Origin of the sequence: Pseudomonas sp. GW456-12-10-14-LB2 (assembly GCF_002884345.1) — a bacterium.
Taxonomy (GTDB): Bacteria; Pseudomonadota; Gammaproteobacteria; order Pseudomonadales; family Pseudomonadaceae; genus Aquipseudomonas; species Aquipseudomonas paraglycinae.
Genome location: NZ_POHV01000016.1, coordinates 78,825 through 104,422 on the forward strand (window position 1 = coordinate 78,825; position 25,598 = coordinate 104,422).

Here is a 25,598-nt window from a genome sequence, read left to right on the forward strand (position 1 = left end):
AAGTACACACGCGTGCGCGCTTGCAGCTTATGGCTTGCAGCTTGCAGCTCTTTTGACGAAGGAAAAAGCATGCTGATTATTCCCGCTATCGATCTTAAAGACGGTGCCTGCGTACGTCTGCGCCAGGGCCGCATGGAAGATTCCACAGTGTTCTCCGATGACCCGGTGAGCATGGCTGCCAAGTGGGTGGAGGGCGGCTGCCGCCGTCTGCATCTGGTCGACCTGAACGGCGCTTTCGAAGGCCAGCCGGTCAACGGCGAAGTGGTGACCGCGATCGCCAAGCGCTACCCGACCCTGCCGATCCAGATCGGCGGCGGCATCCGTTCGCTGGAAACCATCGAGCACTACGTCAAGGCTGGCGTCAGCTATGTGATCATCGGCACCAAAGCGGTGAAGGATCCGGCGTTCGTCGCTGAAGCCTGCCGCGCGTTCCCGGGCAAGATCATCGTCGGTCTGGATGCCAAGGACGGTTTTGTCGCCACCGATGGCTGGGCTGAAATCAGCACCGTGCAAGTCATCGACCTGGCCAAGCAGTTTGAAGCCGACGGCGTGTCCTCGATCGTTTATACCGACATCGCCAAAGACGGCATGATGCAGGGCTGCAACGTTCCGTTCACCGCCGCGCTGGCGGCTGCCACCAAGATCCCGGTGATCGCTTCCGGCGGCATTCACAACCTGGGTGACATCAAGTCGCTGCTCGACGCCAAGGCACCGGGCATCATCGGCGCCATCACCGGCCGGGCGATCTACGAAGGCACTCTCGACGTCGCCGAAGCGCAAGCTTTCTGCGATTCGTACCAAGGCTGAGGACTGACCATGGCGCTGGCCAAACGCATCATCCCTTGCCTGGACGTGGACAACGGCCGGGTCGTCAAAGGTGTGAAGTTCGAGAACATCCGTGACGCCGGTGACCCGGTGGAAATCGCCCGTCGCTACGACGAGCAGGGTGCCGACGAGATTACCTTTCTCGACATCACCGCCAGCGTCGATGGCCGTGACACCACGCTGCACACCGTCGAGCGCATGGCCAGTCAGGTGTTCATTCCGCTGACCGTCGGCGGTGGCGTGCGGACCGTGCAGGACATCCGCAACCTGCTCAACGCCGGTGCGGACAAGGTGTCGATCAACACCGCTGCTGTGTTCAACCCGGAATTCGTCGGCGAAGCGGCGCAGCATTTCGGCTCGCAATGCATTGTCGTCGCCATCGACGCAAAGAAGGTTTCGGGCCCGGGCGAAACCCTGCGCTGGGAGATCTTCACCCACGGCGGTCGCAAACCGACCGGCCTCGACGCCGTCGAGTGGGCGAAGAAAATGGAAGGCCTGGGTGCCGGTGAAATCCTCCTGACCAGCATGGATCAGGACGGTATGAAAAACGGCTTCGACCTCGGTGTGACCCGCGCCATCAGCGATGCGCTGGGCATTCCGGTGATCGCTTCCGGCGGCGTCGGCAACCTGCAGCATCTGGCTGACGGCATTCTTGAAGGCCACGCCAGTGCAGTACTGGCGGCGAGTATTTTCCACTTCGGCGAATACACCGTTCAGGAAGCCAAGGCTTACATGTCTAAACGCGGCATCGTAATGCGTTAAACATCCATACAGGCCAGTGGACAGCATGGCGTACCCAAGGCACTCTTGGGCACGCCATGGATTTCGGTAGCCCGACATGATCAAACGCCTGCTCCTCGCCCTCGCCAGTGCCTCCGTGTTGTTGATCAACACCGGCCACGCCGAGGAAAGTCCCGACACCGATCTGGTGCTCCTCACCGAAAACTTCCCGCCGTACAACATGGCGAAGAACGGCAAGAATTTCGCTCAGGATGAAAACATCAACGGCATCGCCACGGACATCGTGCGCGAGATGTTCAAGCGTGCCGGCATCACTTACAGCCTGACCCTGCGTTTCCCATGGGAGCGGGTCTACAAGCTGGCGCTGGAGAATCCCGGCTACGGTGCGTTCGTCATGGCACGCCTGCCGGATCGCGAAAAGCTCTTCAAGTGGGTCGGCCCGATCGGCCCGGACGACTGGGTCATGCTGGCCAGGGCCGACAGCAAGATCACCCTCGAAACACTCAATGACGCGCGCAAGTACAAGATCGGCGCCTACAAGGGCGATGCGATTGCCGAGACTCTGACCAAGCAGGGTTTGAAGCCGGTGGTGGTGCTGCGTGATCAGGACAACGCGAAAAAACTCGTCAGCGGCCAGATCGACCTCTGGGCCACCGGCGATCCTGCCGGGCGTTATCTGGCGCGGCAGGATGGCGTGACCGGCCTGAAAACCGTACTGCGTTTCAACAGCGCCGAACTGTATCTGGCGCTGAACAAGGACGTGCCGGACGAAGCCGTTGCCAAGCTTCAGGCGGCGCTCGAACAGATGCGCAAGGACGGCGTGGTCGACGAGATCATGGGGCGGTATCTGTAGTTTCTGGCGACTCTGGTAACTCGGGAGATTCCGGCTGTTCCGGCACTGACGGGAGTGGCACCATGGCGTCACTCGCGACTTCTGGCGGGTATTCGAGCCAGTGCAGGCTGTTTCTGTCGGAGTACCTGAAGTTGATGGCGGTTTCCGTTCGGTTGTCCCGCCAGAGATCGTAGTTACTCTGCAGTTGATACAGCGCCATCATCTTGTGTTTCGTCACGTTGGCGGCGACCGCCACGATGTCCGGCGTGGTCCATCCGATGCTCGAGGTTTCGGTGTGGGTGAAGGCTTCGCCCAGCCTTGCCGAGAACCTTATCGACCGTTCAACCGTTGAGTCGCTCGCTGGCCAAACCCCCGGAATCTGTATTGCACTGATGCGGTTGAAAAGCCGCAGATCGCGGCGGCTCAGAACACGAGGCAACGTCCAGTGAAACAGGCTGCTCTTGTCAGTCGTGTTATGGCTGGAGCCGATGAGCACATACCGGTCAGTCCTTTGCAGGTAATAGTAGGGCGATTGGCGGAATCTCTTCAGTGATGGCTGACCGTGGTCTTCCACTGCAAACCAGGGCAGCCTGGCAGTGTGGGTCGGTTGCGAGGGTTCGAGCGGTTCCGGCGCTTCGAATCCTGACAGTTCCGGGAGTTCAGGCGCTGGATTGCTCTGTACCGCAATCTGCATTCGCAATGAATAGGCTTCGGCTTCATTCTCGGGGCTGTCAGGGTTGCCGGAAGCGATGAACGTGCCTGCCGTGAAGTTGATCGCACCTGCATCGGCAACCGGAGGCGCGATGCTCCAGGCGCTGAAATACTGGCGGGAACGATCTCCCCGATCATTCCAGATCAACTCGGCGACACTGGCCTCAATTACCAGATCTTCGCGCACGCAACGTACCGAGCTCAGTAAAGGCTTTTCGTGGTTGATGGAGCACACCGTTCCCAGTGCCACATACCCCTCAGGCGCGATCGGCCGCCATAGCGTCCCCCCCGCCGGCGTCGAGGTTGCATCGCTCCAGATTTCTTCGAAATCATCCGGTGGACTGAGTGCATTTGTTTGCGCGGTTTCGCCGTTTGCGGCTGGGCCTTCGCGGACAACGGCCACGATCTTGCTGCCATTGATATTGCCGTTGCCGGAGATGGCGACGTCCCCGAGGGGGTAAAAGCCAGGCAGCGAGTCGGGGGATGGCACCGGACGCCAGAGCGCGCAGGGTGTCGAGCCCGAGCCATTGCAGTTCCAGATCCGCTGGAATTCGGTGGTGAAGTTGATCAGCAGGTTATCGACCTGGATCGACTCCATTGGCCTGTCGGCCGTGGTTTCACTGTTTTCGCTGTTCATGGTCATTCCTGATAGTGAAAGGCGACTCGTGGTCGCGACCTGTTGCAGGTCTCAATATCCGGAATTGGCCAAGGGGACGGGCGGTAACTATTTATCGGGTATGGCGGGGTGCTACCGGTAAATGCCGTTGTGGCCGTGAGCGGCTGTAGCGCGATTGCTGCGCACACTGATCATCTGCTTGATGTCGATCCACTCGATGCCCTGAGCCTTCAATTTGGGTAGTTCGCGCTCCAGCACCGCCAGTGTCTGCGGATAAGGGTGGCCGATCATCACGGCCGAACCCTGTTTGTGCGCCAGACTGATCGCTGTCTGCAATTGAGTCAGGATCGCCGCTTCTGTGCGCTCGTCATCGAGAAACACATCCCGCGAAACACTCGCCAGATCAATCTTCTGTGCCTGTTGCGCAGCGACGGTCTGGGCGCTGGTGCGGCTGTCGACGAAGAACTTGTGGCGCCGCTGCAACTCGTCCATCAACCACGCCATCGCCACCGGCTGCGCAGTCATGCGGCTGCCCATGTGGTTGTTGATGCCGGCGGTGTAGGGGACCATTTTGAACGCGGCGTTCAGCCGTTTCTCGAGTTCTTCAATGGGCAGTTCGGGATGCCAGGCGAACGGGCCTGTGGCGGGGTCCATCGGCATGTGCAGGATCACGACCTTGCCGGCGCGATGGGCTTCGCGGGCGAATTCGGTGGCGTGCGGGGTGTCGGGCATGATCGCTGTAGTCACCGGCCCGGGGAGGGCCAGCACGCGGCGATCCCGGGGCAGGTTCTGCCCCAGGTCGTCGATGATCAGCGTCAGGTAGGCTTTTTGAGGTGTTGGTCTGGCAGGTTCTGCGTGAGCAGCAACCGCCAGACAGCACAGCAGGACAAAGACGAAACGCAAAGACATCCTCAACGGCCGGACGTGATGCTCAGGCCTTTGAGCAGGCTCAGGGCCTGGGCCAGCTGGTAATCGTCATCCTGTGGCATCGCCTTGGCCTTGCCGCCGGAACCGGTCGGTTTGTCCGCGCCGCCGTTGCCGTTGCCCAGGTGACCTTGCAGGTCGGCTTCCTTGAAGTAGTCGCCGTCCGCTTCGTTCGTGATCTTGGCCTTGCGTACTTCGATGTCCGGAACAATGCCCTGGGCCTGGATCGAGCGGCCGTTCGGCGTGAAGTACAAAGCGGTGGTGATCTTCAGTGCGCGGTCGTTGTTCAGCGGCAGCACGGTCTGCACCGAGCCCTTGCCGAAACTGGTGGTGCCCATGACCACGGCGCGTTTCTGGTCCTGCAGGGCGCCGGCGACGATTTCCGAGGCCGAGGCACTGCCACCGTTGATCAGCACGACCATCGGCACCGCTTCGCTTTCGTCCTTGCCGGTGGCGGAGAAGCGCAGTTCGGAATTGGCGATCCGGCCCTTGGTGTAGACGATCAGGCCTTTGGTGATGAAGTGGTCGACCACTTCGACCGCTGCCTGCAACACGCCGCCCGGGTTGTTGCGCAGGTCAAGGATGATGCCGTTGAGCTTCTTGCCGTTGTCCTTGCGCAGCTTGGCCAGGGCTTTGGAGACCTCTTCGCCGGTCTTGACCTGGAACTGGGTGATGCGGATCAGGCCGTAGCCCGATTCCAGCAGTTGCGCCTTGACGCTCTTCACCTGGATCACGGCGCGAGCCAGGGTTACATCGAACGGCGTACCGCCGTCGCGGACCAGGGTCAGGGTGATCTTCTGGCCGATCTTGCCGCGCATCTTGTCCACGGCTTCGGTCATGGTCTGGCCGCGGGTCGGCGCGCCGTTGATCTTGACGATGAAGTCGCCGGCCTGGATGCCGGCCTTCGATGCTGGCGTATCGTCGATCGGCGACACGACCTTGATGAAGCCGTCTTCGGCGCCGACTTCGATGCCCAGGCCGCCGAACTCGCCGCTGGTGCTTTCCTGCAACTCGGCAAAGTCTTCAGGGCCGAGGTAGGCGGAGTGCGGATCGAGGTTGCTGAGCATGCCCTTGATCGCGTTTTCCAGCAGGGTCTTGTCGTCCACCGGCTCGACATAGGCGGCCTTGATCCGGTCCATGACCTCGGCAAAGGTGCGCAGCTCTTCCAGCGGCAACGGCGCCTTGCTGGTGGCGGCAGTGCCTGCCGGAGCGACAGCCGGGGCCGGTTGAGCGGCAAACGCCAGAGGCGCGCCGATCACCAGGGCGATCGTCAGAGCCAGCGAGGTAAGGCGGGACAAATGCAGCATGTCGAACGAACTCCTGAATTAGGCGGCGCGCTTATCCTTGCGCGCGGCACCATTGCGCCGGATCACTCGGGTGACCCTGCTGACGAATTGCGAAATACAGCGCTGGTGTGTCCTGACCGCCACTATTACCCACAGTGGAAATGGACTCACCGGCTTTTACCACGTCACCCGCCGACTTGAGCAGCGTCTGGTTGTGACCGTAAAGACTCAGAAAACCGTTGCCGTGATCAAGGATCACCAGCAGCCCGGCACCGCGCAGCCAGTCGGCAAACACCACGCGCCCGCCGTGTACGGCATGCACCTGGCTGCCGGCGGAGGCGCTGATCATCACGCCGTCCCACTTGGTGCGGGCATCGTCGCCACGGGTTTCACCGAAGCGTGCCAGCAGTCGACCATCAACCGGCCATGGAAGTTTTCCCCGACTTGACGCAAAAGGGCCACCGAAGGTCTCGCCGCTGCTGGAAACCAGCGCGCCAGGTGTGGGTCTGGCTTGTTTTCGCGGGGCGTCGCTGGTGTCCGAGTCCGCATCGGCGCGGGCCTGGGCCTCACGCAAGCGCTTTTTTTCGGCTTCCTGCTGGGCGATGAGCGCTTTCTGCCGCGCTTCTTCTGCCTCACGAGCCTGGCGGGCCAGGGTTTCTTCAATGGTTTTAAGGACTTTAGACAGGTCTGCCTGATCCTGCTCGCGGGCGGCCAGTTTCTGGTCCCGGGCTTTCACGTCGTCATTGAGTTTGGCAAGGGCCTGCTGGCGCTCCTTGCGGACCTTGTCGAGGGCTTCGCGCTGAGTGTCGAGATCGCTTTGCTGCGCCAGCAACTGCGCCTGCTGCACGCCGATGTCTTTTTCGACGTTGGCCAGTTGGCGCAGGGTTTCGTTGAAGCTTTTAAGCTGCTCCAGGCGAGCCTGGCTCAGGTAGTCGTAATAGGTGAGGGTGCGGGCGAATTTCTCGGGATTCTGCTGGTTGAGCAGCAGCTTGAGGTATTCCTGGCGACCGTTCTGGTAGGCGGCGCGGGCCTGGATGGCGATCAGTCGCTGCTGTTCAGTGCGCGCGCTCTGGAGTTTTTTTTTCTCCGCATCGAGCCGCTGCAGCTCGGACTCGCTCTTCTTCAGCTCTTTCTGCAGGGCTTCGACCTGTTTCTCGAGCTTGCCCATCTCGGTTTCGGTGCCCTTGAGCTCCTTTTGCACGCCGGATTTTTCTTCCTGGAGCTTGCCCAGCAGTTTTTTCAGCTCGGCGATGTCCTGGCGCGTGGCGTCCAGTTGCTGTTGGGTTTGCGCGCGCTCATCCGCGAAGGCCGGTTGGAGCAGGCATGTCAGAGCGAGGGCGATCAGGACGCGAAGCATAGAGGCGGGCGGCACCAGGGTAAGGGACGGCCTAGTATGCCCGCCCGACGCGGCAAAAAAAACGCCTCAAAGCCAACTGCTTTGAGGCGTTCGTCATAAAAAGCCGTTTCAGGCTGATTACAGGGCGTTTTTGATATCAGACCAGAATCGAAGTGCCAGTCATTTCCGCCGGTTTTTCCAGACCCAGCAGTTTCAGCATGGTCGGCGCCACGTCCGCCAGCACGCCGCCTTCGCGGACTTTCAGGTCACGCTTGCCGACATAGATGAACGGCACCGGCTCGGTGGTGTGCGCGGTGTGCGCTTGCCCGGTGGATTCGTCGGCCATCTGCTCGACGTTGCCGTGGTCGGCGGTGATCAGCGCTTCGCCGCCGACTTTTTCCAGTGCTTCGACGATGCGACCCACGCAGGTGTCCAGGCACTCCACGGCTTTCACCGCGGCTTCGAACACGCCGCTATGGCCGACCATGTCGCCGTTGGCGTAGTTGACCACGATCACGTCGTAGCGCTGGTTCTCGATGGCCTCGACGATGCGGTCGGTGACTTCCGGCGCGCTCATTTCCGGCTGCAAGTCATAGGTGGCGACTTTCGGCGACGGGATCAGGATGCGCTCTTCGCCCGGGAACGGCTCTTCACGACCGCCGGAGAAGAAGAAGGTCACGTGGGCGTATTTCTCGGTTTCGGCGATGCGCAGCTGGGTCTTGCCGTTTTTCGCCAGGTAGTCGCCGAGCACGTTTTCCAGGCTGCCCGGGGCAAAGGCGGCGGGGGCCGGGATGCTGGCGGCATATTGGGTCAGGCCCACGTATTGCACTTGCGGCTGGCGCGCGCGCTCGAATTCCTTGAAACCGTCTTCGACAAACACGCGGCTCAGCTCGCGGGCGCGGTCGGCGCGGAAGTTCATGAACACCACGGCGTCGCCGTCTTCGACCTTCACCGGCTCACCGATGCTGGTGGCTTTGACGAATTCGTCGCTCTCGCCACGGGCGTAAGCGGCTTCCAGACCTTCCTGGGCAGTGGCGGCGTTAAATTCGCCGTGGCCATCAACGATCAGGTTGTAGGCCTGGGACACGCGATCCCAACGGTTGTCGCGATCCATGGCGTAGTAGCGGCCGATCAGGCTGGCGATGCGGCCCTTGCCGAGCGCCTGGAAGGTCGCGTCGAGCAGTTCGATCGACGAAGCGGCGCTTTTCGGCGGGGTGTCACGGCCATCGAGGAAGGCGTGCAGGTAGATTTTTTCGGCGCCGCGCTTGAAGGCCAGTTCGGCCATCGCGATCAGGTGATCCTGATGGCTGTGAACGCCGCCATCCGAGAGCAGGCCCATGAAATGCACGGCCTTGCCGGCGGCCACGGCCTTGTCCACGGCGGCGCAGATGGTCGGGTTCTCGAAGAACTCACCGTCGCGGATCGCTTTGGTCACACGCGTGAAGTCCTGATACACCACGCGCCCGGCGCCCAGGTTCATGTGGCCGACTTCGGAGTTGCCCATCTGGCCGTCCGGCAGACCGACGTCCATGCCGCTGCCCGAGATCAAGCCGTTCGGCACGGTGGCCCACAGGCGATCCAGCACAGGCTTTTTGGCCGCATAGACGGCGTTGGATTCGGGGCTGTCGCTGTGACCGAAGCCGTCGAGAATCATCAGGACCAAAGGTTTAGGCGTGGTAGTCATGGAATCCACTCGTGGCTAATAAGAAGAGGGCGATGGAAAAGGGAGTTGGAGTTTAAAGCGAAGTTCCGGCGGCGTCACCGCCGGACGGGGTTTGGCCGACCATAGTGGCTGTGTATACTGGCCGACATTTTAACGCCCTGGAACCTCCTTCGATGGTTGCTCACCTGATTGAATTTGCCACTAACCACTACATTCTTGTCGGTATCTTCGTCGTACTGCTGGCTTTGCTGCTGGCGCATACGGTGCAAGGCGGCGGTAAAAGCCTGAGCACTGGCGAGCTGACCGCACTGGTCAACAAGGAAGCCGGCGTGGTGGTGGACATCCGTCCGAGCAAGGACTACGCCGCCGGTCACATCGTTGGCGCGGTGAACATTCCCCAGGACAAACTGGCTGCCCGCATCGGCGAGCTGGAAAAACACAAGGCCAAGACCATCATTCTGGTCGACGCCCTGGGCCAGACCGCCGGCACCCACGCCCGCGAACTGATGAAGGCCGGCTTCACCGCCGCCAAGCTGTCCGGCGGTATTTCCAGCTGGAAAGGCGACAACCTGCCGTTGGTGAAGTGACATGAGCGACGTCATCGTCTACTCCAGCGATTACTGCCCTTACTGCTCGCGCGCCAAGTACCTGCTCGCGAACAAAGGCGTGGCCTTCGAAGAGATCAAGGTCGATGGCAAGCCGCAGGTGCGCGCCGCCATGGCCCAGAAGGCCGGACGCACGTCCGTGCCGCAGATCTGGATCGGCGACACCCACGTCGGCGGATGTGATGATTTGTATGCCCTGGAGCGTGCCGGCAAGCTCGACGCGCTGCTAAAGGCCTGACCTGCTGCAAACGTAAAGAACCCTAAAAGACCCAAGATCAGAAAGGATCTGAGATGACTGACCAACAGAACACTGCAGCCAGCGAAGAAGAAACCGCACCGCAATTCTCCTTGCAGCGCATCTACGTACGCGACCTGTCCTTCGAAGCCCCGAAAAGCCCGGCGATCTTCCGCCAGCAGTGGGATCCGGCGGTCGCTCTGGATCTGAACACCCGCCAGAAAGCCCTGGAAGGTGATTTCTACGAAGTCGTGCTGACCCTGTCCGTCACCGTGAAAAACGGTGAAGAAGTGGCCTTCATCGCTGAAGTGCAGCAGGCTGGCATCTTCCTGATCAAGAACCTGGACGCGGGTTCGATGAGCCACACCCTGGGTGCGTTCTGCCCGAACATCCTGTTCCCGTACGCTCGCGAAACCCTGGACAGCCTGGTGACCCGCGGTTCGTTCCCGGCCCTGATGCTGGCCCCGGTGAACTTCGACGCCCTGTACGCGCAAGAGCTGCAGCGCATGCAGGAATCCGGCGAGACCCCGACCGTTCAGTAAGCGGTCGATGCAACAACGAAAAAAAGCGCCGTTACAGGCGCTTTTTTCTTGGGCGATCGAGTGGCATTACTTGAAGTCGTTCTGCCGCCACGCTTCGTACACGGCCACTGCTACGGTGTTGGACAGGTTCAGGCTGCGGCAGCCTTCGCGCATCGGCAGGCGCAGGCGCTGTTCGCCGGGCAGGGCGTCGAGCACTTCCGGCGGCAGGCCACGGCTTTCCGGGCCGAAGATGAACGCATCGCCCGGGACGAACGCGGCATCGTGAAACGGCCGCGAACCCTTGGTGGTGAAGGCGAACAGCCGTGGATGACCGAGGCTTTCCAGGCAGCTGGCGAGGTCGGCATGGCGCTGCAAAGTGGCATACTCGTGGTAGTCGAGACCGGCGCGGCGCAGGCGCTTGTCGTCCATCTCGAAGCCCAGCGGTTCGATCAAATGCAGGTGGCAGCCGCTGTTGGCGCACAGCCTGATAACGTTGCCGGTGTTCGGCGGAATTTCCGGTTGAAAAAGGATGACGTGAAACATGCACGGCTCCGAAGGTAAAGATGACGCGCATTCTACGCCGCAAGCGGATCCGCGTTCGAAACTATTCCCGCGGGTGATGGCATCGCTGGCGATCGTCGGTGTGATGGTCGGGATGATGATCGGCCGTTTGACCACTCCAGATCCAACCGTCTTGCAGCAGGTCGAGGTGATCGATGGCGGTCTGGCGGTCTGGTTCAACAACGAGCCGAAGCTGCACGGCGAGATCGTCGATGGCAGCCTCGCGTTGCTGTTCGAGGCCGAAGGCAAGGCGCAGAAAGGTCAGCTCAAGTTCAACGGCAAGGACGTGAACTGGCGGACGCGGTTGAGTGACGGGGGGTTGTTGCTGACGCTGGTGGCGGCGCGGCCGCTGCAGGGCGACTGGGCCGGCCAGGCGGTCGATGACCGCTGGCGGCTGGAGATCCATCTCCGGGAGCAATAAAAGAGGGAATCCCCGGCCTGCCTGTACCAAGGTTCCCGAAACGGGCGGGCTCATCGCATCGCGTTCTGAGCCGGTGTAAAGAAGGAACCCCTGACCTGCCTGTATCAAGGGCCCCAAAAGGGTGGACTCATCGAGTCCTGTGTAAAGAGGGGAATCCCCGGCCTGCCTGTACCAAGGCCCCCGAAAGGGTGGGTGAATCGAATCACCTGTAGGAGTTATTGCAGGGGGCGTGCCAGGTTTTCGCGTTTTGAAGCAAAAAAAGCCCGGCACAACGACGAAGGCCCCGTAATACGGGGCCTTCGTCTTTTCACAGGATGGGATTTTCAGCGGTTTACAGTGCAAGCCTGAGCCAGTGGCTGTGCCCGATTAAGGGTCACGGTGCCTTGCGGCGGTGCAGGCTGGCGCTGAATCTCAGCCTTCATCGCCCTCATCGTCATCCCCGCCATCGACTTTCATGCCGAGTTCCTTGATCTTGCGGGTCAAGGTGTTGCGGCCCCAGCCCAGCAGCACCGCAGCGTCACGACGACGCCCGGCAGTGTGCTTCAGTGCTGTCTCGATCATGATCCGCTCGAACGCCGGTACCGCGCTGTCGAGCAGGCTCGACTGACCGCGCGCCAGGGCCTGATCGGCCCACTGACGCAGCGCCTGTTCCCAGTTGGTGACTGGCGCCGAGTCCTGCGGCAGGCTCAGCAGTTCCGGCGGCAGATCGCTGATGTGCACCTCGCGCCCGGACGCCATCACGGTGATCCAGCGGCAGGTGTTTTCCAGCTGGCGCACGTTGCCTGGCCACGGCAGGTTCTTCAGGTATTCCTCGGTCTCGCTTTTCAGCAGCTTCGGCTCCACCGCCAGTTCTTGCGCAGCGCGGCTGAGGAAGTGCTTGGCCAGGGTCGGGATGTCTTCGCGACGGTCCGACAGGCGCGGAATATGGATGCGGATCACGTTGAGGCGATGGAACAAGTCCTCACGGAATTTCCCGGCGTGAACCAGGGTTTCCAGATTCTGGTGCGTCGCGGCGATGATCCGCACATCGACCTTGACCGGCACATGCCCGCCAACACGATAGAACTCGCCATCGGCCAGCACCCGCAGCAGTCGGGTCTGGGTGTCCGCCGGCATGTCCCCGATCTCATCGAGGAACAGCGTGCCGCCGTCGGCTTGTTCGAAACGGCCGCGACGCAGGTTGGCCGCGCCGGTGAAGGCGCCTTTCTCGTGGCCGAACAGCTCGGATTCCATCAGGTCTTTCGGGATCGCCGCCATGTTCAGCGCGATGAACGGCGAGGCCGCGCGCGGGCTGTGGCGGTGCAGGGCGTGGGCCACCAGTTCTTTACCGGTGCCGGATTCGCCGTTGATCAGCACGGTGATGTTGGAGTGGCTCAAGCGCCCGATGGCGCGAAACACTTCCTGCATCGCCGGCGCTTCGCCGATGATTTCCGGGGTCCGGGTCAGGGTCGGTGCGACTTCCAGGCCTTGTTGTTCCTGGGCGTGCTGATTGGCGCGCTTGACCAGCGACACGGCTTCGTCAACGTCGAACGGCTTGGGCAGATACTCGAACGCGCCGCCTTGATAGGAGGCGACAGCGCTATCCAGATCGGAGTGAGCGGTCATGATGATCACCGGCAGCCGCGGGTGCTGCTCGCGGATCCGCGCCAGCAGGTCCAGGCCGCTGGCGCCGGGCATGCGGATGTCGGAGATGATCACGTCCGGCTGCTGGCGCGCGAGGCGGCTCATCACACCATCGGCGCTGTCGAAGCTCTGGGTGGTCATGCCTTCCTGTTGCAGGGCTTTTTCCAGAACCCAACGGATAGAACGGTCGTCATCGACGATCCACACGGTTTCACTACGGCTCATGTCGATGTGGCTCCTTGTTCCAGTGGCAGAAAGATCGAGAACGTGGTGTGGCCTGGATGGCTGTCACACTCGATCAGGCCCTGGTGCTGGCTGATGATGTTCTGGGTGATGGCCAGGCCCAGCCCGGTACCGTCCGGACGGCCGCTGACCATGGGAAAGAAGATGGTTTCCTGGAGTTCCGCCGGAATGCCCGGGCCGTTGTCGATGATCTCGATCTTGGTCACCAGACGATGGCGGACGTGGCCGATGGTGAACTGGCGCATGGCGCGGGTGCGCAAGCTGATGCGGCCCAGGCGCAGCTCGTTCTGGCTGCTGATGGCCTGCATCGCGTTGCGGACGATATTCAGCACCGCCTGAATCATTTGTTCGCGGTCGATCAGGACGTCGGGGATGCTCGGGTCGTAATCGCGCACCAGCGTGATGCAGCCCTGGCTTTCGGCTTCGACCAATTGGCAGACGCGCTCCAGCACTTCGTGGACATTGCACAGGGCCAGCGACGGCAGTTTGTTCGAGCCGAGCATGCGGTCGACCAGATTGCGCAGGCGGTCGGCCTCTTCGATGATCACGTTGGTGTAGTCGCGCAGGCTGTCTTCCGGCAGTTCCCGGGCCAGCAGTTGCGCGGCACCGCGGATGCCGCCGAGCGGGTTCTTGATCTCGTGGGCCAGGCCTCGTACCAGCATCTTGCTGGTTTCCTGCTTCGACAGCTGGGCCTCTTCCTTGGTGATCCGCAAAAGGCGGTCACGGGGATGGACTTCCAGCAGCAGCAGGGTCGCGCCGTTGCTGAGGATTGGCGTCACCGCGTAATCCACGGTCAGGGTCTGGCCGGTGAGGGCAGTGAGCATCGCTTCGCGCTTGGTGAACGGGTGCGCCTGCTCCACCGCCTGGCGCAACGAATTGAGCGCCTCGGTGGACTCGGTGAACAGCTCGCTGATGAACTGCCCATGGCTGCGCTGGCCGCTGATGGCCAGCAACATCTCCGCCGCCGGGTTCATGTACTCGAGGCGCAATTCGCTGTCGAGCAGGATGGTGGCGGTGGTCAGGTTGTCGAGTAGCAAGCGATGCAGTGCGTCACTGATGGTCATGAGGACCTCTTTTGGAGCATGGCGCGCGCAGGGATACAGCGCTGATGCGAGGAAAATGCAAAAACCAAACCAAGGCTCCGAAAAGAAGCGTTCAACCCCTGAAACGGGCGTTTGACGCTCGTTTGCGTGGCAGTCGAACCGCTCTGGCGGGTACTTTCGAACCAAAATGGGTTGGAATGTGAGTACGGTGCAGCGTATTGCACCAATATAGTGCGCAAAGCTGAACGACGTCAGAAGAAACGCAGGAAAGGATTTTTCGGTTCGGCGGGTTTGTCTTTCAATGGGCATTCCGGGCGCACGCCGTAGTCGGCGCTGACGCAGGGTTTGACCTGACGTTTCTGTGCCAGGGAAATGCGCTGCATGTGGAATGGCTGGTTGGCGGTTTTCTCCACGGTTCGGCCCTGGGCATCGAGGATCTCCACCGACAGGTTGTGGCTGCCGCGATCGATATTGCTCAGCGGGAACACCGGACTCAGGCCGGGTTCGCCGACGGCCTGGCCATCCAGCAGCAGGCGATACAGGTGACCTCTTTGCAGGCCCGGTTCGCTGGTGACGCTGACGATCAGCTCACCGGCGCTGCTGCGAATGGTTGCGTCCGGCTCGGGGATCAGCACGCGCAGCATGTCGTAGTGGAACAGTGACGGCTCTGCTGATTGCTTCGACGGTGTGACCGGTGCAGCGGCGGTCGGATTCGAGGCCATGCGATTGCTGGTGGCCAGCGGCACACGCTTGGCGTTGCCGTGCGGTTGGTCCGTATAGACACGATTGCCCTGGGCGTCGATGTAAGTGAACACCTCGGCCGATGCGCCAAACGCCATCAGAAACAGGCACAGGGCAATCAATCCCCGCGTCATGGCTTGTGCACCCGCTGCACGGTGAACACCACCGCAGGACTCTGCTGAATGATCGCCTCGCCATTGATCACCTGCACCGCCAGCCGATGCTCGCCCCGGTCAACGTTTACCAGTTGCAGGATCGGCACGTTGCTCGGCTGGCCATAAGGCGCGTCGTCCAGCAGCAGACGCAATTGATGCGGCGGTTGCAGGCGCGGCTTGATCAGTACGCTGACCGTGAACCTGCCGTTGTTGGCGCGCAGGGCTTCTTCGGTAGGCAGGCCGGTCAGCTCGAGCACTTCATAGGCATTGCGCGCAGGCTCGCGACTGGGCGTGTCTGAAGAGGGCGCACTCGGTGCCTGCGGCTGGACGCTGTTGAGCGGCGGCAACTCCACCGGCTGCGCCTGCACGCCGTCCGGCGCGTGATCGCTGTACACCGTGTTGCCGCTGGCGTCGGTGTACTTGTAGATCTGCGCGGCGGCGGGCAGGGCGATCAGCAGCAGGAATAAAAACCCACGACCCATGGATTCGACCGATCAACAATGAGATTGGCTTGCAGCATAGGCCAGGGGCGGCGGTAAGCCCAATCGGGACAATATCCGCTCACACAAACCGTTCAGGATTTATTGTGCGGCGCCAGGCGTAACGGCATTCTCGCGGGCGCCGGACAGAACGCCTGCCTTGTAGTGCTCGATCAGGACCGGCGCACCCTTGGTGTCGACTTCGCGCAACTCGCCTTCCTTTACGTCGTCAACAAAGTTGACGTTGAGGATGTGGCCATTGTCGAGCCTGGTCACCCAGAGGCCTTGGCGTTTGTCATCGCGATATTCACCGCGCTCGGTAGTGCCACGGACAGTCAATTCGCTGAGGCCGTTGAGTTGGCCGTGGGCATAGGTCTGGAATCCGGTGGCGACCCATTCCATGTCGTCGTGGTTGAGAAGCTGCCAACGACCCTCGCGCAAATCATTGTGGAATTCGCCCTCCAACGTTTGCCCATCCTGGTACAGCGTCCACTGGCCCTCTCGTTTGCCCTCTACGAAATTGCCGGACTCCGAATATTTCTCGTCTTTGGAAGAAGACCACGGGCCGATCCGCACACCCTGCTTGTAGGCACCTTGGGCCGAGAGCGAGCCGGAATCATAAGACACCGATTGGCCGTCTTCGCTGCCGGTGAATTTAGCCGGTTCGGTTTCCCAGGCAATACGCCTCACCCGATAGTTGTAGAGCGTGCGCTTGCCCTCGGCGAGCGTCTCGTCGAGCCATCGCCAGAAAGTAACGGTAAGGAACCGGCCGTTTTTTTCCTGATAGGTCTTCTTGAAGAAGTAAGGTTCGTCATCTGGCGTCGGGTCGCTCAGTGGGTCGTAGTACTGGCCGTAAAAGCTCACCAGTTTTCCTTGGCTGAAATCGAGCTGGTCGAATTCCGGTATGCCGGACGCTTCAAGGAAGAGGCTGTAGTTGAGCGGGGTGATTTGGCTCAGAGCCTTCTTGATGGTCAGGGCGTCGAGGTGTTTGCGACCTTCGGCGATGCGGTCCAGCGCCAGCTGCAATCGCGTGACGCGGCTGTAGAGGTGGTCGTTGGCGTTGTATTTGTAGGCGTAGATTTTGTAGCGGTCGTTTTGCCGAAAAAGCACGAAGCGGGTCGGATCTTCACTGTCGAGCGACATGAGAAAAACCGACTCGATGCTCGCCTGGCCGAAGTCATCAAGCAATTGCGGACGTTCGCCCGGCGTGTCGCAACGGCAGTAATAGCCTTTGACGCCGTTCGTTTCCTTGATGAACGCCAGAGTCATCGAGCTCTCCTGCAAGCCCTGGATCAGCGGGTGAGCCAGCGGCTTGTTTTCATAGAACTCGGCTGCGCCGACTGTCGAGCAGGTGAGGCCGGCCATCAGGGCGATAGCCCGTAACCACTTCATGCGAATCCCTTCGTCAAGGCGCCGGTCATGGCGCGAAAGCGGCGGATTATCCACGGATGAGCGGGCACAAAAAAGGCCTCCCGAAGGAGGCCTCTTTTTGTCACGCCGCGTAGCGCGGCGCTACCGGATCAGCAGCTGTAGTACAGCTCATATTCCAGTGGGTGCACGAAGGTGCGGACCTTGATTTCTTCTTCGGATTTCAGCGCGATGTAAGCGTCGATGAAGTCGTCGGAGAACACGCCGCCCTTGGTCAGGAACGCGCGGCCCTTGTCCAGCTCTTCCAGGGCTTCTTTCAGGCTGCCGCAAACTTGCGGGATCTCTTTCGCCTCTTCAGGCGGCAGGTCGTACAGGTTCTTGTCGGCAGCATCGCCTGGGTGGATCTTGTTCTGGATACCGTCCAGACCGGCCATCAGCAGTGCTGCGAAAGCCAGGTACGGGTTGGCAGCCGGATCCGGGAAACGGGCTTCGATACGACGGCCTTTAGGGCTGTTGACGTAAGGAATACGGATCGAGGCGGAACGGTTGCGAGCCGAGTAGGCCAGCATTACCGGGGCTTCGAAGCCTGGCACCAGACGCTTGTAGGAGTTGGTGGCCGGGTTGGTGAAGCCGTTCAGGGCCTTACCGTGCTTGATGATGCCGCCGATGAAGTACAGGGCGGTGTCGGACAGGCCGGCATAACCTTCACCCGCGAAGGTGTTCTTGCCATCTTTGGAGATGGACATGTGAACGTGCATGCCCGAACCGTTGTCGCCGTACAGCGGCTTCGGCATGAAGGTCGCGGTGCGGCCGTAGGCGTCGGCAACGTTGTGTACAACGTATTTCAGGGTCTGGGTTTCGTCGGCTTTCTTCACCAGGGTGTTGAACTTGACGCCGATTTCGTTCTGGCCGGCAGTTGCCACTTCGTGGTGGTGAACTTCAACGGTCAGGCCCATTTCTTCCAGTGCGTTGCACATGGAGGTACGGATTTCGTGGTCGTGGTCGAACGGCGGAACCGGGAAGTAGCCACCTTTCACGCCTGGACGGTGGCCTTTGTTGCCGCCTTCCACGTCCTGGTCGGACATCCACGAGCCTTGCTCGGAGTAGATCTTGAACATCGAGCCGGAGATGTCGGACTTGAACTTCACTTCGTCGAAGATGAAGAACTCAGGCTCTGGACCGGCGAATACGGTGTCACCGATACCGGTGGTCTTCAGGTATTCCTCGGCGCGGCGGGCGATGGCGCGCGGGTCGCGATCGTAACCTTGCATGGTCGAAGGTTCGATGATGTCGCAGACCAGGATCAGGGTTGGCTCTTCGGTGAACGGGTCCAGAACGGCGGTTTCGTCGTCCGGCAGCAGGATCATGTCGGAGGCTTCGATGCCTTTCCAGCCAGCGATGGAGGAACCGTCGAACATCTTGCCAACTTCGAAGAAGTCGTCTTCCAGCGCATCGCGAGCCGGCATGGTCACGTGGTGCTGAGTGCCTTTGGTGTCCGTGAAGCGCAGATCAATCCACTTGACGTCATGATCTTTGATGAGTTGAACCGACTTCGACATAGTGTCCTCCGGGTGAATTAGGGCGGGTAGTGGATGCCCTTAATAGTGGTGATGCCGGCGCGAATACTCTGCCAAGGCAACCTGCCTCACAAGGGAGCAAATTGCATGCCAGTGCCCCAGCATGGGTTTTTTGCCCCAAATTCACGCTTCTAAAGGCCGAAAGCGCCTTAAAGGCGAAAATCTCGCCCTTTAATGTAGCGCTCAAATCGAAAAATGACCCGTTTTGGTGCGCGCAAAACCTTCTGCACATTAACTGGTTAAACCTTGAGCAATTTCCGCTATAATCCGCGCCCCCCTTTTTCGGCTGGCCCTGCGCGCGCTGTTTTCATGAAACTAATCGTAAAAGTCTTCCCCGAGATCACCATCAAAAGCCGACCTGTCCGGACGAAATTCATCCGCCAGCTGGCCAAGAACATCCGCACCGTGCTCCGCGACCTGGACCCGGCCGTGGTGGTGAACGGTGTGTGGGACAATCTCGAGCTGGAAACCCGCGTCACCGACCCCAAGGCCCTGAAAGAGATGGGCGAACGCCTGACCTGCATGCCGGGCATCGCGCACTTTCTGCAGATCGACGAGTACCCGCTGGGTGACTTCGACGACATCACCGAGAAGTGCAAGCAGCACTACGGCGATGCGCTGGCCGGGAAGATTTTTTCGGTGCGCTGCAAGCGTGCGGGCAAGCATGCGTTCAGCTCGATGGACGTCGAAAAATACGTCGGCAGCAAGCTGCGCCGTGAGTGCGGCGCTGCCGGAATCGACCTGAAACAGCCGGAAATCGAAGTCCGCATCGAAGTTCGCGACAAACGGTTGTTCGTGATCCACAGCCAGCACAATGGCATCGGCGGCTACCCGCTCGGTGCGCTGGAGCAGACGCTGGTATTGATGTCCGGCGGTTTTGACTCGACGGTTGCCGCGTACCAGATCCTTCGTCGGGGTCTGATGACGCACTTCTGCTTCTTCAACCTGGGCGGTCGTGCCCACGAATTGGGCGTAATGGAAGTCGCGCATTTCATCTGGAAGAAGTACGGCAGCTCGCAACGCGTGCTATTTGTCAGTGTTCCGTTCGAAGAAGTCTTGGGCGAAATTCTCGGCAAGGTCGACGACAGTCATATGGGCGTCGTATTGAAGCGTATGATGTTGCGCGCGGCGTCGAACATTGCCGAACGCCTGCACATCGATGCGCTGGTCACCGGTGAAGCGATTTCCCAGGTGTCGAGCCAGACGCTGCCGAACCTGTCGGTCATCGATTGCGTCACCGACAAGCTGGTGCTGCGACCGCTGATCGTCGCCCACAAGCAGGACATCATCGACACGGCCGACCAGATCGGTACCGGTGATTTCGCCCGGCACATGCCGGAATACTGCGGCGTCATCTCGGTCAACCCGAAGACCGCCGCCAAGCGTGGCCGGGTCGAGCACGAAGAGCAGGAATTCGACATGGCGGTGCTCGAGCGTGCGCTCGCAAACGCCAGACTGGTGCCGATCGATCGGGTGATCGACGAATTGGGCCAGGATTTGCAGATCGAAGAAGTCAGCGAAGCGCTGGCCGGTCAGATCGTCATCGACATCCGTCACCCGGATGCCGCCGAGGATGACCCGCTGGAACTCGCCGGCATAGAGGTACAGACGATGCCGTTCTACGCAGTGAACGCTCGTTTCAAGGAACTGGACCCTACTCGCCAGTACCTGCTGTATTGCGACAAAGGCGTGATGAGTCGCCTGCATGCCCACCATTTGCTCAGTGAGGGGCATGCCAATGTGCGCGTTTATCGACCGAGCTAAGTGCCCGGGGCTGTTTGCCTGTGGCCTGCGTCACCGGCCCCCCGACACCGCCGTCAAGCTGTAACGGCCATGCCGGACACTACTGTCAATCGCTGCCAAGACTTGTCAGCAAACCGAATCCTCTGATCGAGATACACAAGTGATCGAAAATCTACGCAACATCGCCATCATTGCCCACGTTGACCATGGTAAGACCACCCTGGTAGACAAACTCCTGCGTCAATCCGGCACCCTGGAGCGCAACGAGCTCAACGACGAGCGCGTGATGGACTCCAACGACCAGGAAAAAGAGCGCGGCATTACCATTCTGGCGAAAAACACCGCCATCAACTGGAACGGCTACCACATCAACATCGTGGACACCCCGGGCCACGCCGACTTCGGCGGCGAAGTCGAGCGCGTAATGTCCATGGTTGACTCCGTGCTGCTGCTGGTCGACGCCCAAGACGGCCCTATGCCGCAAACCCGTTTCGTGACCAAGAAGGCTTTCGAAGCCGGCCTGCGTCCAATCGTGGTCATCAACAAGGTTGACCGTCCGGGCGCGCGTCCTGACTGGGTTCTGGACCAGATCTTCGATCTGTTCGACAACCTGGGCGCTACCGAAGAACAACTGGACTTCCAGGTTGTTTACGCTTCGGCCCTGAACGGCATCGCCGGTCTGGACCACACCGCCATGGGCGAAGACATGACCGCGCTGTACCAGGCGGTAGTCGACCACGTTCCGCCTCCGGCTGTTGACCGTGACGGTCCGTTCCAGATGCAGATCTCCGCTCTGGACTACAACAGCTTCCTGGGTGTTATCGGTGTTGGCCGTATCGCTCGTGGTCGCGTCAAGCCGAACACTCCGGTTGTCGCTATCAGCGCCGACGGCAAGCGCCGCAACGGTCGTATCCTGAAGCTGATGGGTCACCACGGTCTGCACCGCGTTGACGTTGAAGAAGCTGCAGCTGGCGACATCGTCTGCATCAGCGGTTTCGACGAGCTGTTCATCTCCGACACCCTGTGCGACATCAACAACGTCGAGGCGATGAAGCCTCTGACCGTTGACGAGCCAACCGTTTCCATGACCTTCCAAGTAAACGACTCGCCATTCTGCGGTAAAGAAGGCAAGTTCGTGACCTCCCGTAACATCAAGGATCGTCTGGACAAAGAGCTGCTGTACAACGTTGCACTGCGCGTTGAAGAAGGCGACTCGGCTGACAAGTTCAAGGTATCCGGCCGTGGTGAGCTGCACCTCTCGGTACTGATCGAAACCATGCGTCGCGAAGGCTTCGAGCTGGCCCTGGGCCGTCCTGAAGTGATCATCCGTGAAGTTGACGGCGTGAAGCAGGAACCGTTCGAAAACGTAACCATCGACATCCCTGAAGAATCCCAGGGCAAGGTCATGGAAGAAATGGGTCTGCGTAAAGGCGACCTGAGCAACATGGTGCCGGATGGCAAAGGCCGTGTTCGTCTGGAATACAACATCCCTGCTCGCGGTCTGATCGGTTTCCGTAACCAGTTCCTGACCCTGACCAACGGTGCTGGCATCCTGACCTCGATCTTCGACCGTTACGCTCCAGTGAAGTCGGGCCACATGTCCGGCCGTCAGAACGGCGTTCTGGTTTCGGTTGAAACCGGCAAGGCACTGACCTACTCCCTGGAAACCCTGCAGGCTCGTGGCAAGCTGTTCGTAGAACACGGCCAGGAGATCTACAACGGTCAGATCGTTGGTCAGAACTCCCGCGACAACGACCTGGGTGTGAACCCGACCAAAGGCAAGAAGCTCGACAACATGCGTGCTTCGGGTAAAGACGAAACCATCGCTCTGGTCCCACCTGTTCGCTTCACCCTGGAACAGGCTCTGGAATACATCCAGGAAGACGAGCTGTGCGAAGTTACGCCTAAGTCCATCCGTCTTCGCAAGAAGATCCTGGACGAAAGCGAGCGTACCCGCGCTGCCAAGAAAGCCAAGGCGTAATTTAGCCCAGGCTTAAAAAAACGCCCCCGGTCGAGAGACCGGGGGCGTTTTTGTTTGTCCGGGATTTATTCGGTGTTTGTGCGGGCCCCATCGCTGGCAAGCCAGCTCCCACAGGGTTTTGGGGGGAACACAAGTTACTTGATCACCAGTAACCTTTGTGGGAGCTGGCTTGCCAGCGAAGGCGGCCGATCAGCCGCCGAACATCTCAGGGCAGATCAGAACTTCTCGATCGACCGCGAATTCTGCACCCGCTCCACTTCCTTCGGCTTGTACGCGCAGTAACCCGGGCGCGGGCCGATCTTCGGGTGGTTGCGGCAGGTGTCAGGGCGCTTGTCATAAATGGTGCACAGGCGGCTCTTACGATCCAGGTAGTAGCAATCGTTGTTGCTCATGCGCTGGAGCGTGAAGATCCCCGACTTCTGATTGAATCGCTCGACCAGACCTTCCTTTTGCAGACGCTTGGCGATGTTCTTCGGCGGGTCGCCCAGTTCGAACTCGTCGACCACACCGATGCGCACCAGATCCTTGATCTTGACCTCGACCGGCAGCGTGCAGCAGCTGGAAACGCACGAGCCGCACATCGGGGCCGAATATTTGGCCCAGGTATCGAGACGGTCGATCTCGGCTGCGGCGATCAGGTTGGGCTTCATCATCGGTGTTTACCAGGCGTGTGCGTCAGGGCGCGCGATCATACCGGGACTGGTGGATTTTTGAACAACCTTTCGCCAGATTTTTTCTTCATGCGCGCACATCGTCCGACAATTCGGCACGGCCCCTGCATTCATTGAGGCATTCGCCAGAGTATTGCCGGTCGATCTCACACTCTCGGTAAAAACTGCCGAACCAGAGCCCTTACCGTCGGTCAGACCGTCTAGGCTCTGACAACTCCCCGCTCGCTCGAGGTCCTATCGATGACTCAAGAACCACTAGTTCGCGAAGCAGAGGTGGCCGCATTCCGCGACGCCGTCCTGACCAAACTCACCTACGCGGTGGGCAAAGACCCGGATCACGCCTTCGACCATGACTGGTTCGAAGCCATCGCCCTGGCGGCGCGCGATCACATGGTCGAGCACTGGATGGACCATACCCGGCAGATCTACCGCAAAGGCCAGAAGCGGGTGTATTACCTCTCGCTGGAATTTCTCATCGGCCGTTTGCTCTACGACAGCCTGAGCAACCTCGGTTTGCTGGACGTCGCCCGTGAAGCCTTGACCGAGCTGGGCGTCGATCTGGAGCGCATCCGCATCCTGGAGCCGGATGCGGCGCTGGGCAACGGTGGCCTCGGACGATTGGCGGCGTGCTTCATGGAAAGCATGTCGACCCTCGGCATCGCCGGCCACGGCTACGGCATTCGTTATGAGCACGGGTTGTTCCGTCAGGCGATTGTCGACGGTTGGCAACAGGAACAGACCGAGCACTGGCTGGATTTCGGCAACCCCTGGGAGTTCGAGCGGCCAGAGGTGGTCTATCCGATCGGCTTTGGTGGCAGCGTCGAGACCGTCACCGACGCCAGCGGCAAGTCCCGGCAAGTCTGGCACCCGGCGGAAACCGTCCGGGCGATTGCCTACGACACCCCGGTGGTCGGCTGGCGCGGGGCGAGCGTCAACACCTTGCGCCTGTGGCGGGCGCGGGCGATGGAGGACCTGCATCTGGAGCGCTTCAACGCCGGTGACCACCTGGGCGCCGTCGCCGAAGTGGCCCGGGCCGAGAGTATCTCCCGCGTGCTCTACCCGGCGGACAGCACCGAAGCCGGGCAGGAACTGCGCCTGCGTCAGGAATACTTCTTCGTCGCCGCCTCGCTTCAGGACCTGCTGCGCCGTCATCGCAACATGCACACCTCGGTGCTGACCCTCGGCGATCACGCGGCGATCCAGCTCAACGACACCCACCCCTCGATCGCTGTCGCCGAACTGATGCGCCAACTGGTCGATGTCTACGACGTGGCCTGGGACGCGGCGTGGCAAGTCACCGTCGACACGCTGTCGTACACCAACCACACGCTGCTGCCCGAAGCGCTGGAAACCTGGCCGGTGGGGCTGATGGAACGCATGCTGCCGCGGCACATGCAGATCATCTATCTGATCAACGCCCAGCATATCGATTCGCTGCGGGCCAAGGGCATCCACGATTTCGACGTGCTGCGCGCGGTGTCGCTGATCGAGGAAGACAACGGCCGACGGGTGCGCATGGGCAACCTCGCATTCCTCGGTTCCCACAGCGTCAACGGCGTGTCCGGGCTGCACACGCAACTGATGCGCAAAACCGTGTTCGCCGAACTGCACAAGCTGTATCCGGAGCGGATCAACAACAAGACCAATGGCATCACCTTCCGCCGCTGGCTGTATCAGGCCAACCCGGAACTGACGTCGATGCTGGTCGATTCCCTCGGCGCGGATGTTCTGGATAACCCCGAACAGCGACTGCTCGATCTTGAACCGTTCGCCGAGAAACCCGCCTTCCGCAAAGCCTTCGCCGAGCAGCGGCTGCACAGCAAAAAGGCCCTCGCTTACCTGATCCATGAACGGCTGGGGATTGCGGTCAATCCGGCGGCGATGTTCGACGTGCAGGTCAAAAGGATCCACGAATACAAACGTCAGTTGCTCAACCTGATGCACACCGTCGCGCTGTATCAGGCGATCCGCGCCGAGCCGGAAATCGACTGGGTGCCACGGGTGAAAATCTTCGCCGGCAAGGCCGCGGCGAGTTATCACCAGGCCAAGCTGATCATCAAGCTGACCAACGACATCGCCCGGGTGGTGAACAACGATCCGACCGTGCGCGGTCTGCTCAAAGTGGTGTTCCTGCCCAACTACAATGTCAGCCTGGCGGAGAGCATCATTCCAGCAGCGGACCTGTCGGAGCAGATCTCCACCGCTGGTTTCGAGGCCTCGGGCACCAGCAACATGAAGTTCGGCCTGAACGGTGCGCTGACCATCGGCACCCTCGACGGTGCCAACGTGGAAATGTGCGAAAACATCGGCGCCGAGCACATGTTCATCTTCGGTCTCAGCGCCCAGCAGGTCGAGGCGCGCAAGCAGAACCACGAGTTCAGCGCGGTGCCGGACATTGCCGCGTCCCATCGCCTCAACGATGTGTTGCAGGCGATCCGCAGCGGGGTGTTCTCGCCGGACGACACGTCGCGCTACACCGGGCTGATCGATTCGCTGGTGGATTACGACCGGTTCTTCGTTTGCGCCGATTTCGACTCCTACTGGGAGGCGCAGATGCGTGTCGATGCGCATTGGCACGACGCCAACAACTGGTGGCGTTCGGCGGTGCTGAACACCTCGCGTATGGGCTGGTTCTCGTCCGACCGGACAATCCGCGAGTACGCCACGGATATCTGGAAGGCACTCGAGTAACTTTTA

At 60.6% G+C, this 25,598-nt stretch carries 23 protein-coding genes; 10 read left to right on the forward strand and 13 right to left on the reverse strand.

The features are described from left to right. Positions 1-69: 69 nt before the first annotated feature. The 3 genes from hisA (at position 70) to C1X29_RS13595 (ending at position 2,419) form a co-directional block, all read left to right on the forward strand. Positions 70-807, forward strand: a complete 738-nt coding sequence (hisA, locus tag C1X29_RS13585; RefSeq protein ID WP_003220753.1) for a 1-(5-phosphoribosyl)-5-[(5-phosphoribosylamino)methylideneamino]imidazole-4-carboxamide isomerase — start codon at positions 70-72, stop codon at positions 805-807. A 9-nt stretch (positions 808-816) separates the two neighbouring features. Further along, positions 817-1,587 (forward strand): imidazole glycerol phosphate synthase subunit HisF, encoded by a 771-nt coding sequence (hisF, locus tag C1X29_RS13590; RefSeq protein WP_102717654.1) that lies wholly within the window; start codon positions 817-819, stop codon positions 1,585-1,587. A gap of 76 nt (positions 1,588-1,663) precedes the next feature. Then, positions 1,664-2,419 carry an ABC transporter substrate-binding protein gene (locus C1X29_RS13595; RefSeq protein ID WP_085746376.1) on the forward strand — a complete coding sequence of 252 codons (756 nt, stop codon included), beginning with the start codon at positions 1,664-1,666 and terminating at the stop codon, positions 2,417-2,419. Here C1X29_RS13595 and C1X29_RS13600 read toward each other — a convergent pair. The 5 genes from C1X29_RS13600 to gpmI all read right to left on the reverse strand — a co-directional run bounded on the left by C1X29_RS13600 (position 2,400) and on the right by gpmI (position 8,955). Next, complete coding sequence (locus tag C1X29_RS13600; RefSeq protein WP_158247902.1) at positions 2,400-3,746, reverse strand: Vps62-related protein; 1,347 nt, start codon at positions 3,744-3,746, stop codon at positions 2,400-2,402. The two genes, C1X29_RS13595 and C1X29_RS13600, sit on opposite strands and share 20 nt — an antisense overlap. Positions 3,747-3,857: 111 nt before the next feature. Next, positions 3,858-4,634: a divergent polysaccharide deacetylase family protein gene (locus tag C1X29_RS13605; protein ID WP_102717656.1), complete on the reverse strand. Its 777-nt coding sequence runs from the start codon at positions 4,632-4,634 to the stop codon at positions 3,858-3,860. A gap of 2 nt (positions 4,635-4,636) precedes the next feature. Beyond that, on the reverse strand, positions 4,637-5,956 hold the full coding sequence (locus C1X29_RS13610) for a S41 family peptidase (RefSeq protein ID WP_085654441.1): 1,320 nt from the start codon (positions 5,954-5,956) through the stop codon (positions 4,637-4,639). Between the two features lie 31 nt (positions 5,957-5,987). Then, a complete protein-coding gene (locus C1X29_RS13615; RefSeq protein ID WP_085746379.1) occupies positions 5,988-7,292 on the reverse strand; it encodes a murein hydrolase activator EnvC in 1,305 nt (434 codons plus the stop codon). A gap of 136 nt (positions 7,293-7,428) precedes the next feature. Next, a complete protein-coding gene (gene gpmI, locus C1X29_RS13620; RefSeq protein ID WP_102717657.1) occupies positions 7,429-8,955 on the reverse strand; it encodes a 2,3-bisphosphoglycerate-independent phosphoglycerate mutase in 1,527 nt (508 codons plus the stop codon). Between the two features lie 152 nt (positions 8,956-9,107). Between gpmI and C1X29_RS13625 the strand changes: the two genes are divergently transcribed. Genes C1X29_RS13625 through secB form a run of 3 tightly spaced genes read left to right on the forward strand, consistent with a single transcriptional unit; the run spans position 9,108 to position 10,316 of the window. After that, positions 9,108-9,521, forward strand: a complete 414-nt coding sequence (locus C1X29_RS13625; protein ID WP_007952524.1) for a rhodanese-like domain-containing protein — start codon at positions 9,108-9,110, stop codon at positions 9,519-9,521. A gap of 1 nt (position 9,522) precedes the next feature. After that, positions 9,523-9,777 carry a glutaredoxin 3 gene (grxC, locus tag C1X29_RS13630; protein WP_007952522.1) on the forward strand — a complete coding sequence of 85 codons (255 nt, stop codon included), beginning with the start codon at positions 9,523-9,525 and terminating at the stop codon, positions 9,775-9,777. A 53-nt stretch (positions 9,778-9,830) separates the two neighbouring features. Next, complete coding sequence (secB, locus tag C1X29_RS13635) at positions 9,831-10,316, forward strand: protein-export chaperone SecB (protein ID WP_007952521.1); 486 nt, start codon at positions 9,831-9,833, stop codon at positions 10,314-10,316. 66 nt (positions 10,317-10,382) lie between these two features. Here the strand turns inward: secB and C1X29_RS13640 are convergent, their stop codons facing one another. Continuing rightward, a complete protein-coding gene (locus C1X29_RS13640; protein WP_007952520.1) occupies positions 10,383-10,838 on the reverse strand; it encodes a tRNA (cytidine(34)-2'-O)-methyltransferase in 456 nt (151 codons plus the stop codon). On the opposite strand from C1X29_RS13640, the gene C1X29_RS13645 reads away from it, so the two are divergent. Beyond that, positions 10,837-11,277 carry a hypothetical protein gene (locus C1X29_RS13645; RefSeq protein WP_102717658.1) on the forward strand — a complete coding sequence of 147 codons (441 nt, stop codon included), beginning with the start codon at positions 10,837-10,839 and terminating at the stop codon, positions 11,275-11,277. The genes C1X29_RS13640 and C1X29_RS13645 overlap by 2 nt on opposite strands. Positions 11,278-11,688: 411 nt before the next feature. On the opposite strand, the gene ntrC is transcribed toward C1X29_RS13645, so the two are convergent. The 6 genes from ntrC to glnA all read right to left on the reverse strand — a co-directional run bounded on the left by ntrC (position 11,689) and on the right by glnA (position 18,488). Continuing rightward, positions 11,689-13,125 (reverse strand): nitrogen regulation protein NR(I), encoded by a 1,437-nt coding sequence (gene ntrC / locus C1X29_RS13650; protein WP_007952518.1) that lies wholly within the window; start codon positions 13,123-13,125, stop codon positions 11,689-11,691. Beyond that, positions 13,122-14,207 carry a nitrogen regulation protein NR(II) gene (glnL, locus tag C1X29_RS13655; protein WP_007952516.1) on the reverse strand — a complete coding sequence of 362 codons (1,086 nt, stop codon included), beginning with the start codon at positions 14,205-14,207 and terminating at the stop codon, positions 13,122-13,124. Before glnL ends, ntrC begins: the two co-directional genes overlap by 4 nt. Before the next feature lie 230 nt (positions 14,208-14,437). After that, positions 14,438-15,061: a DUF4124 domain-containing protein gene (locus tag C1X29_RS13660; protein WP_102687868.1), complete on the reverse strand. Its 624-nt coding sequence runs from the start codon at positions 15,059-15,061 to the stop codon at positions 14,438-14,440. Continuing rightward, positions 15,058-15,564 (reverse strand): DUF4124 domain-containing protein, encoded by a 507-nt coding sequence (locus C1X29_RS13665; RefSeq protein WP_102717659.1) that lies wholly within the window; start codon positions 15,562-15,564, stop codon positions 15,058-15,060. Before C1X29_RS13665 ends, C1X29_RS13660 begins: the two co-directional genes overlap by 4 nt. 99 nt (positions 15,565-15,663) lie before the next feature. After that, positions 15,664-17,007, reverse strand: coding sequence for a toxin-antitoxin system YwqK family antitoxin (locus C1X29_RS13670; RefSeq protein ID WP_256584353.1), 1,344 nt, complete (start codon positions 17,005-17,007; stop codon positions 15,664-15,666). A 74-nt stretch (positions 17,008-17,081) separates the two neighbouring features. Beyond that, positions 17,082-18,488: a glutamate--ammonia ligase gene (gene glnA / locus C1X29_RS13675; RefSeq protein ID WP_011332032.1), complete on the reverse strand. Its 1,407-nt coding sequence runs from the start codon at positions 18,486-18,488 to the stop codon at positions 17,082-17,084. A gap of 327 nt (positions 18,489-18,815) precedes the next feature. On the opposite strand from glnA, the gene thiI reads away from it, so the two are divergent. Both thiI and typA read left to right on the forward strand, forming a co-directional pair. Beyond that, positions 18,816-20,270 carry a tRNA uracil 4-sulfurtransferase ThiI gene (gene thiI, locus C1X29_RS13685; RefSeq protein WP_085746385.1) on the forward strand — a complete coding sequence of 485 codons (1,455 nt, stop codon included), beginning with the start codon at positions 18,816-18,818 and terminating at the stop codon, positions 20,268-20,270. Between the two features lie 139 nt (positions 20,271-20,409). Continuing rightward, positions 20,410-22,230 carry a translational GTPase TypA gene (typA, locus tag C1X29_RS13690; protein WP_007952502.1) on the forward strand — a complete coding sequence of 607 codons (1,821 nt, stop codon included), beginning with the start codon at positions 20,410-20,412 and terminating at the stop codon, positions 22,228-22,230. A 215-nt stretch (positions 22,231-22,445) separates the two neighbouring features. Here typA and C1X29_RS13695 read toward each other — a convergent pair whose 3' ends face one another. Further along, positions 22,446-22,883 (reverse strand): YkgJ family cysteine cluster protein, encoded by a 438-nt coding sequence (locus C1X29_RS13695; protein ID WP_007961740.1) that lies wholly within the window; start codon positions 22,881-22,883, stop codon positions 22,446-22,448. 258 nt (positions 22,884-23,141) lie between these two features. Here C1X29_RS13695 and C1X29_RS13700 point away from each other — a divergent pair, with 258 nt between their 5' ends. After that, a complete protein-coding gene (locus tag C1X29_RS13700; RefSeq protein WP_085746386.1) occupies positions 23,142-25,592 on the forward strand; it encodes a glycogen/starch/alpha-glucan phosphorylase in 2,451 nt (816 codons plus the stop codon). The last annotated feature ends 6 nt before the right edge of the window (positions 25,593-25,598 follow it).

What these genes read in the sequence shown, in the direction of transcription:
- C1X29_RS13625 (WP_007952524.1), top strand. Translation starts at nt 9,108, where the DNA reads ATGGTTGCTCACCTGATTGAATTTGCCACTAACCACTACATTCTTGTC.
- secB (WP_007952521.1), top strand. Translation starts at nt 9,831, where the DNA reads ATGACTGACCAACAGAACACTGCAGCCAGCGAAGAAGAAACCGCACCG.
- C1X29_RS13700 (WP_085746386.1), top strand. Translation starts at nt 23,142, where the DNA reads ATGACTCAAGAACCACTAGTTCGCGAAGCAGAGGTGGCCGCATTCCGC.
- hisF (WP_102717654.1), top strand. Translation starts at nt 817, where the DNA reads ATGGCGCTGGCCAAACGCATCATCCCTTGCCTGGACGTGGACAACGGC.
- thiI (WP_085746385.1), top strand. Translation starts at nt 18,816, where the DNA reads ATGAAACTAATCGTAAAAGTCTTCCCCGAGATCACCATCAAAAGCCGA.
- C1X29_RS13605 (WP_102717656.1), bottom strand. Translation starts at nt 4,634, where the DNA reads ATGTCTTTGCGTTTCGTCTTTGTCCTGCTGTGCTGTCTGGCGGTTGCT.
- grxC (WP_007952522.1), top strand. Translation starts at nt 9,523, where the DNA reads ATGAGCGACGTCATCGTCTACTCCAGCGATTACTGCCCTTACTGCTCG.
- C1X29_RS13600 (WP_158247902.1), bottom strand. Translation starts at nt 3,746, where the DNA reads ATGAACAGCGAAAACAGTGAAACCACGGCCGACAGGCCAATGGAGTCG.
- C1X29_RS13595 (WP_085746376.1), top strand. Translation starts at nt 1,664, where the DNA reads ATGATCAAACGCCTGCTCCTCGCCCTCGCCAGTGCCTCCGTGTTGTTG.
- C1X29_RS13695 (WP_007961740.1), bottom strand. Translation starts at nt 22,883, where the DNA reads ATGATGAAGCCCAACCTGATCGCCGCAGCCGAGATCGACCGTCTCGAT.
- glnA (WP_011332032.1), bottom strand. Translation starts at nt 18,488, where the DNA reads ATGTCGAAGTCGGTTCAACTCATCAAAGATCATGACGTCAAGTGGATT.
- C1X29_RS13615 (WP_085746379.1), bottom strand. Translation starts at nt 7,292, where the DNA reads ATGCTTCGCGTCCTGATCGCCCTCGCTCTGACATGCCTGCTCCAACCG.
- C1X29_RS13640 (WP_007952520.1), bottom strand. Translation starts at nt 10,838, where the DNA reads ATGTTTCACGTCATCCTTTTTCAACCGGAAATTCCGCCGAACACCGGC.
- ntrC (WP_007952518.1), bottom strand. Translation starts at nt 13,125, where the DNA reads ATGAGCCGTAGTGAAACCGTGTGGATCGTCGATGACGACCGTTCTATC.
- C1X29_RS13660 (WP_102687868.1), bottom strand. Translation starts at nt 15,061, where the DNA reads ATGACGCGGGGATTGATTGCCCTGTGCCTGTTTCTGATGGCGTTTGGC.
- C1X29_RS13645 (WP_102717658.1), top strand. Translation starts at nt 10,837, where the DNA reads ATGCACGGCTCCGAAGGTAAAGATGACGCGCATTCTACGCCGCAAGCG.
- C1X29_RS13665 (WP_102717659.1), bottom strand. Translation starts at nt 15,564, where the DNA reads ATGGGTCGTGGGTTTTTATTCCTGCTGCTGATCGCCCTGCCCGCCGCC.
- hisA (WP_003220753.1), top strand. Translation starts at nt 70, where the DNA reads ATGCTGATTATTCCCGCTATCGATCTTAAAGACGGTGCCTGCGTACGT.
- C1X29_RS13610 (WP_085654441.1), bottom strand. Translation starts at nt 5,956, where the DNA reads ATGCTGCATTTGTCCCGCCTTACCTCGCTGGCTCTGACGATCGCCCTG.
- glnL (WP_007952516.1), bottom strand. Translation starts at nt 14,207, where the DNA reads ATGACCATCAGTGACGCACTGCATCGCTTGCTACTCGACAACCTGACC.
- gpmI (WP_102717657.1), bottom strand. Translation starts at nt 8,955, where the DNA reads ATGACTACCACGCCTAAACCTTTGGTCCTGATGATTCTCGACGGCTTC.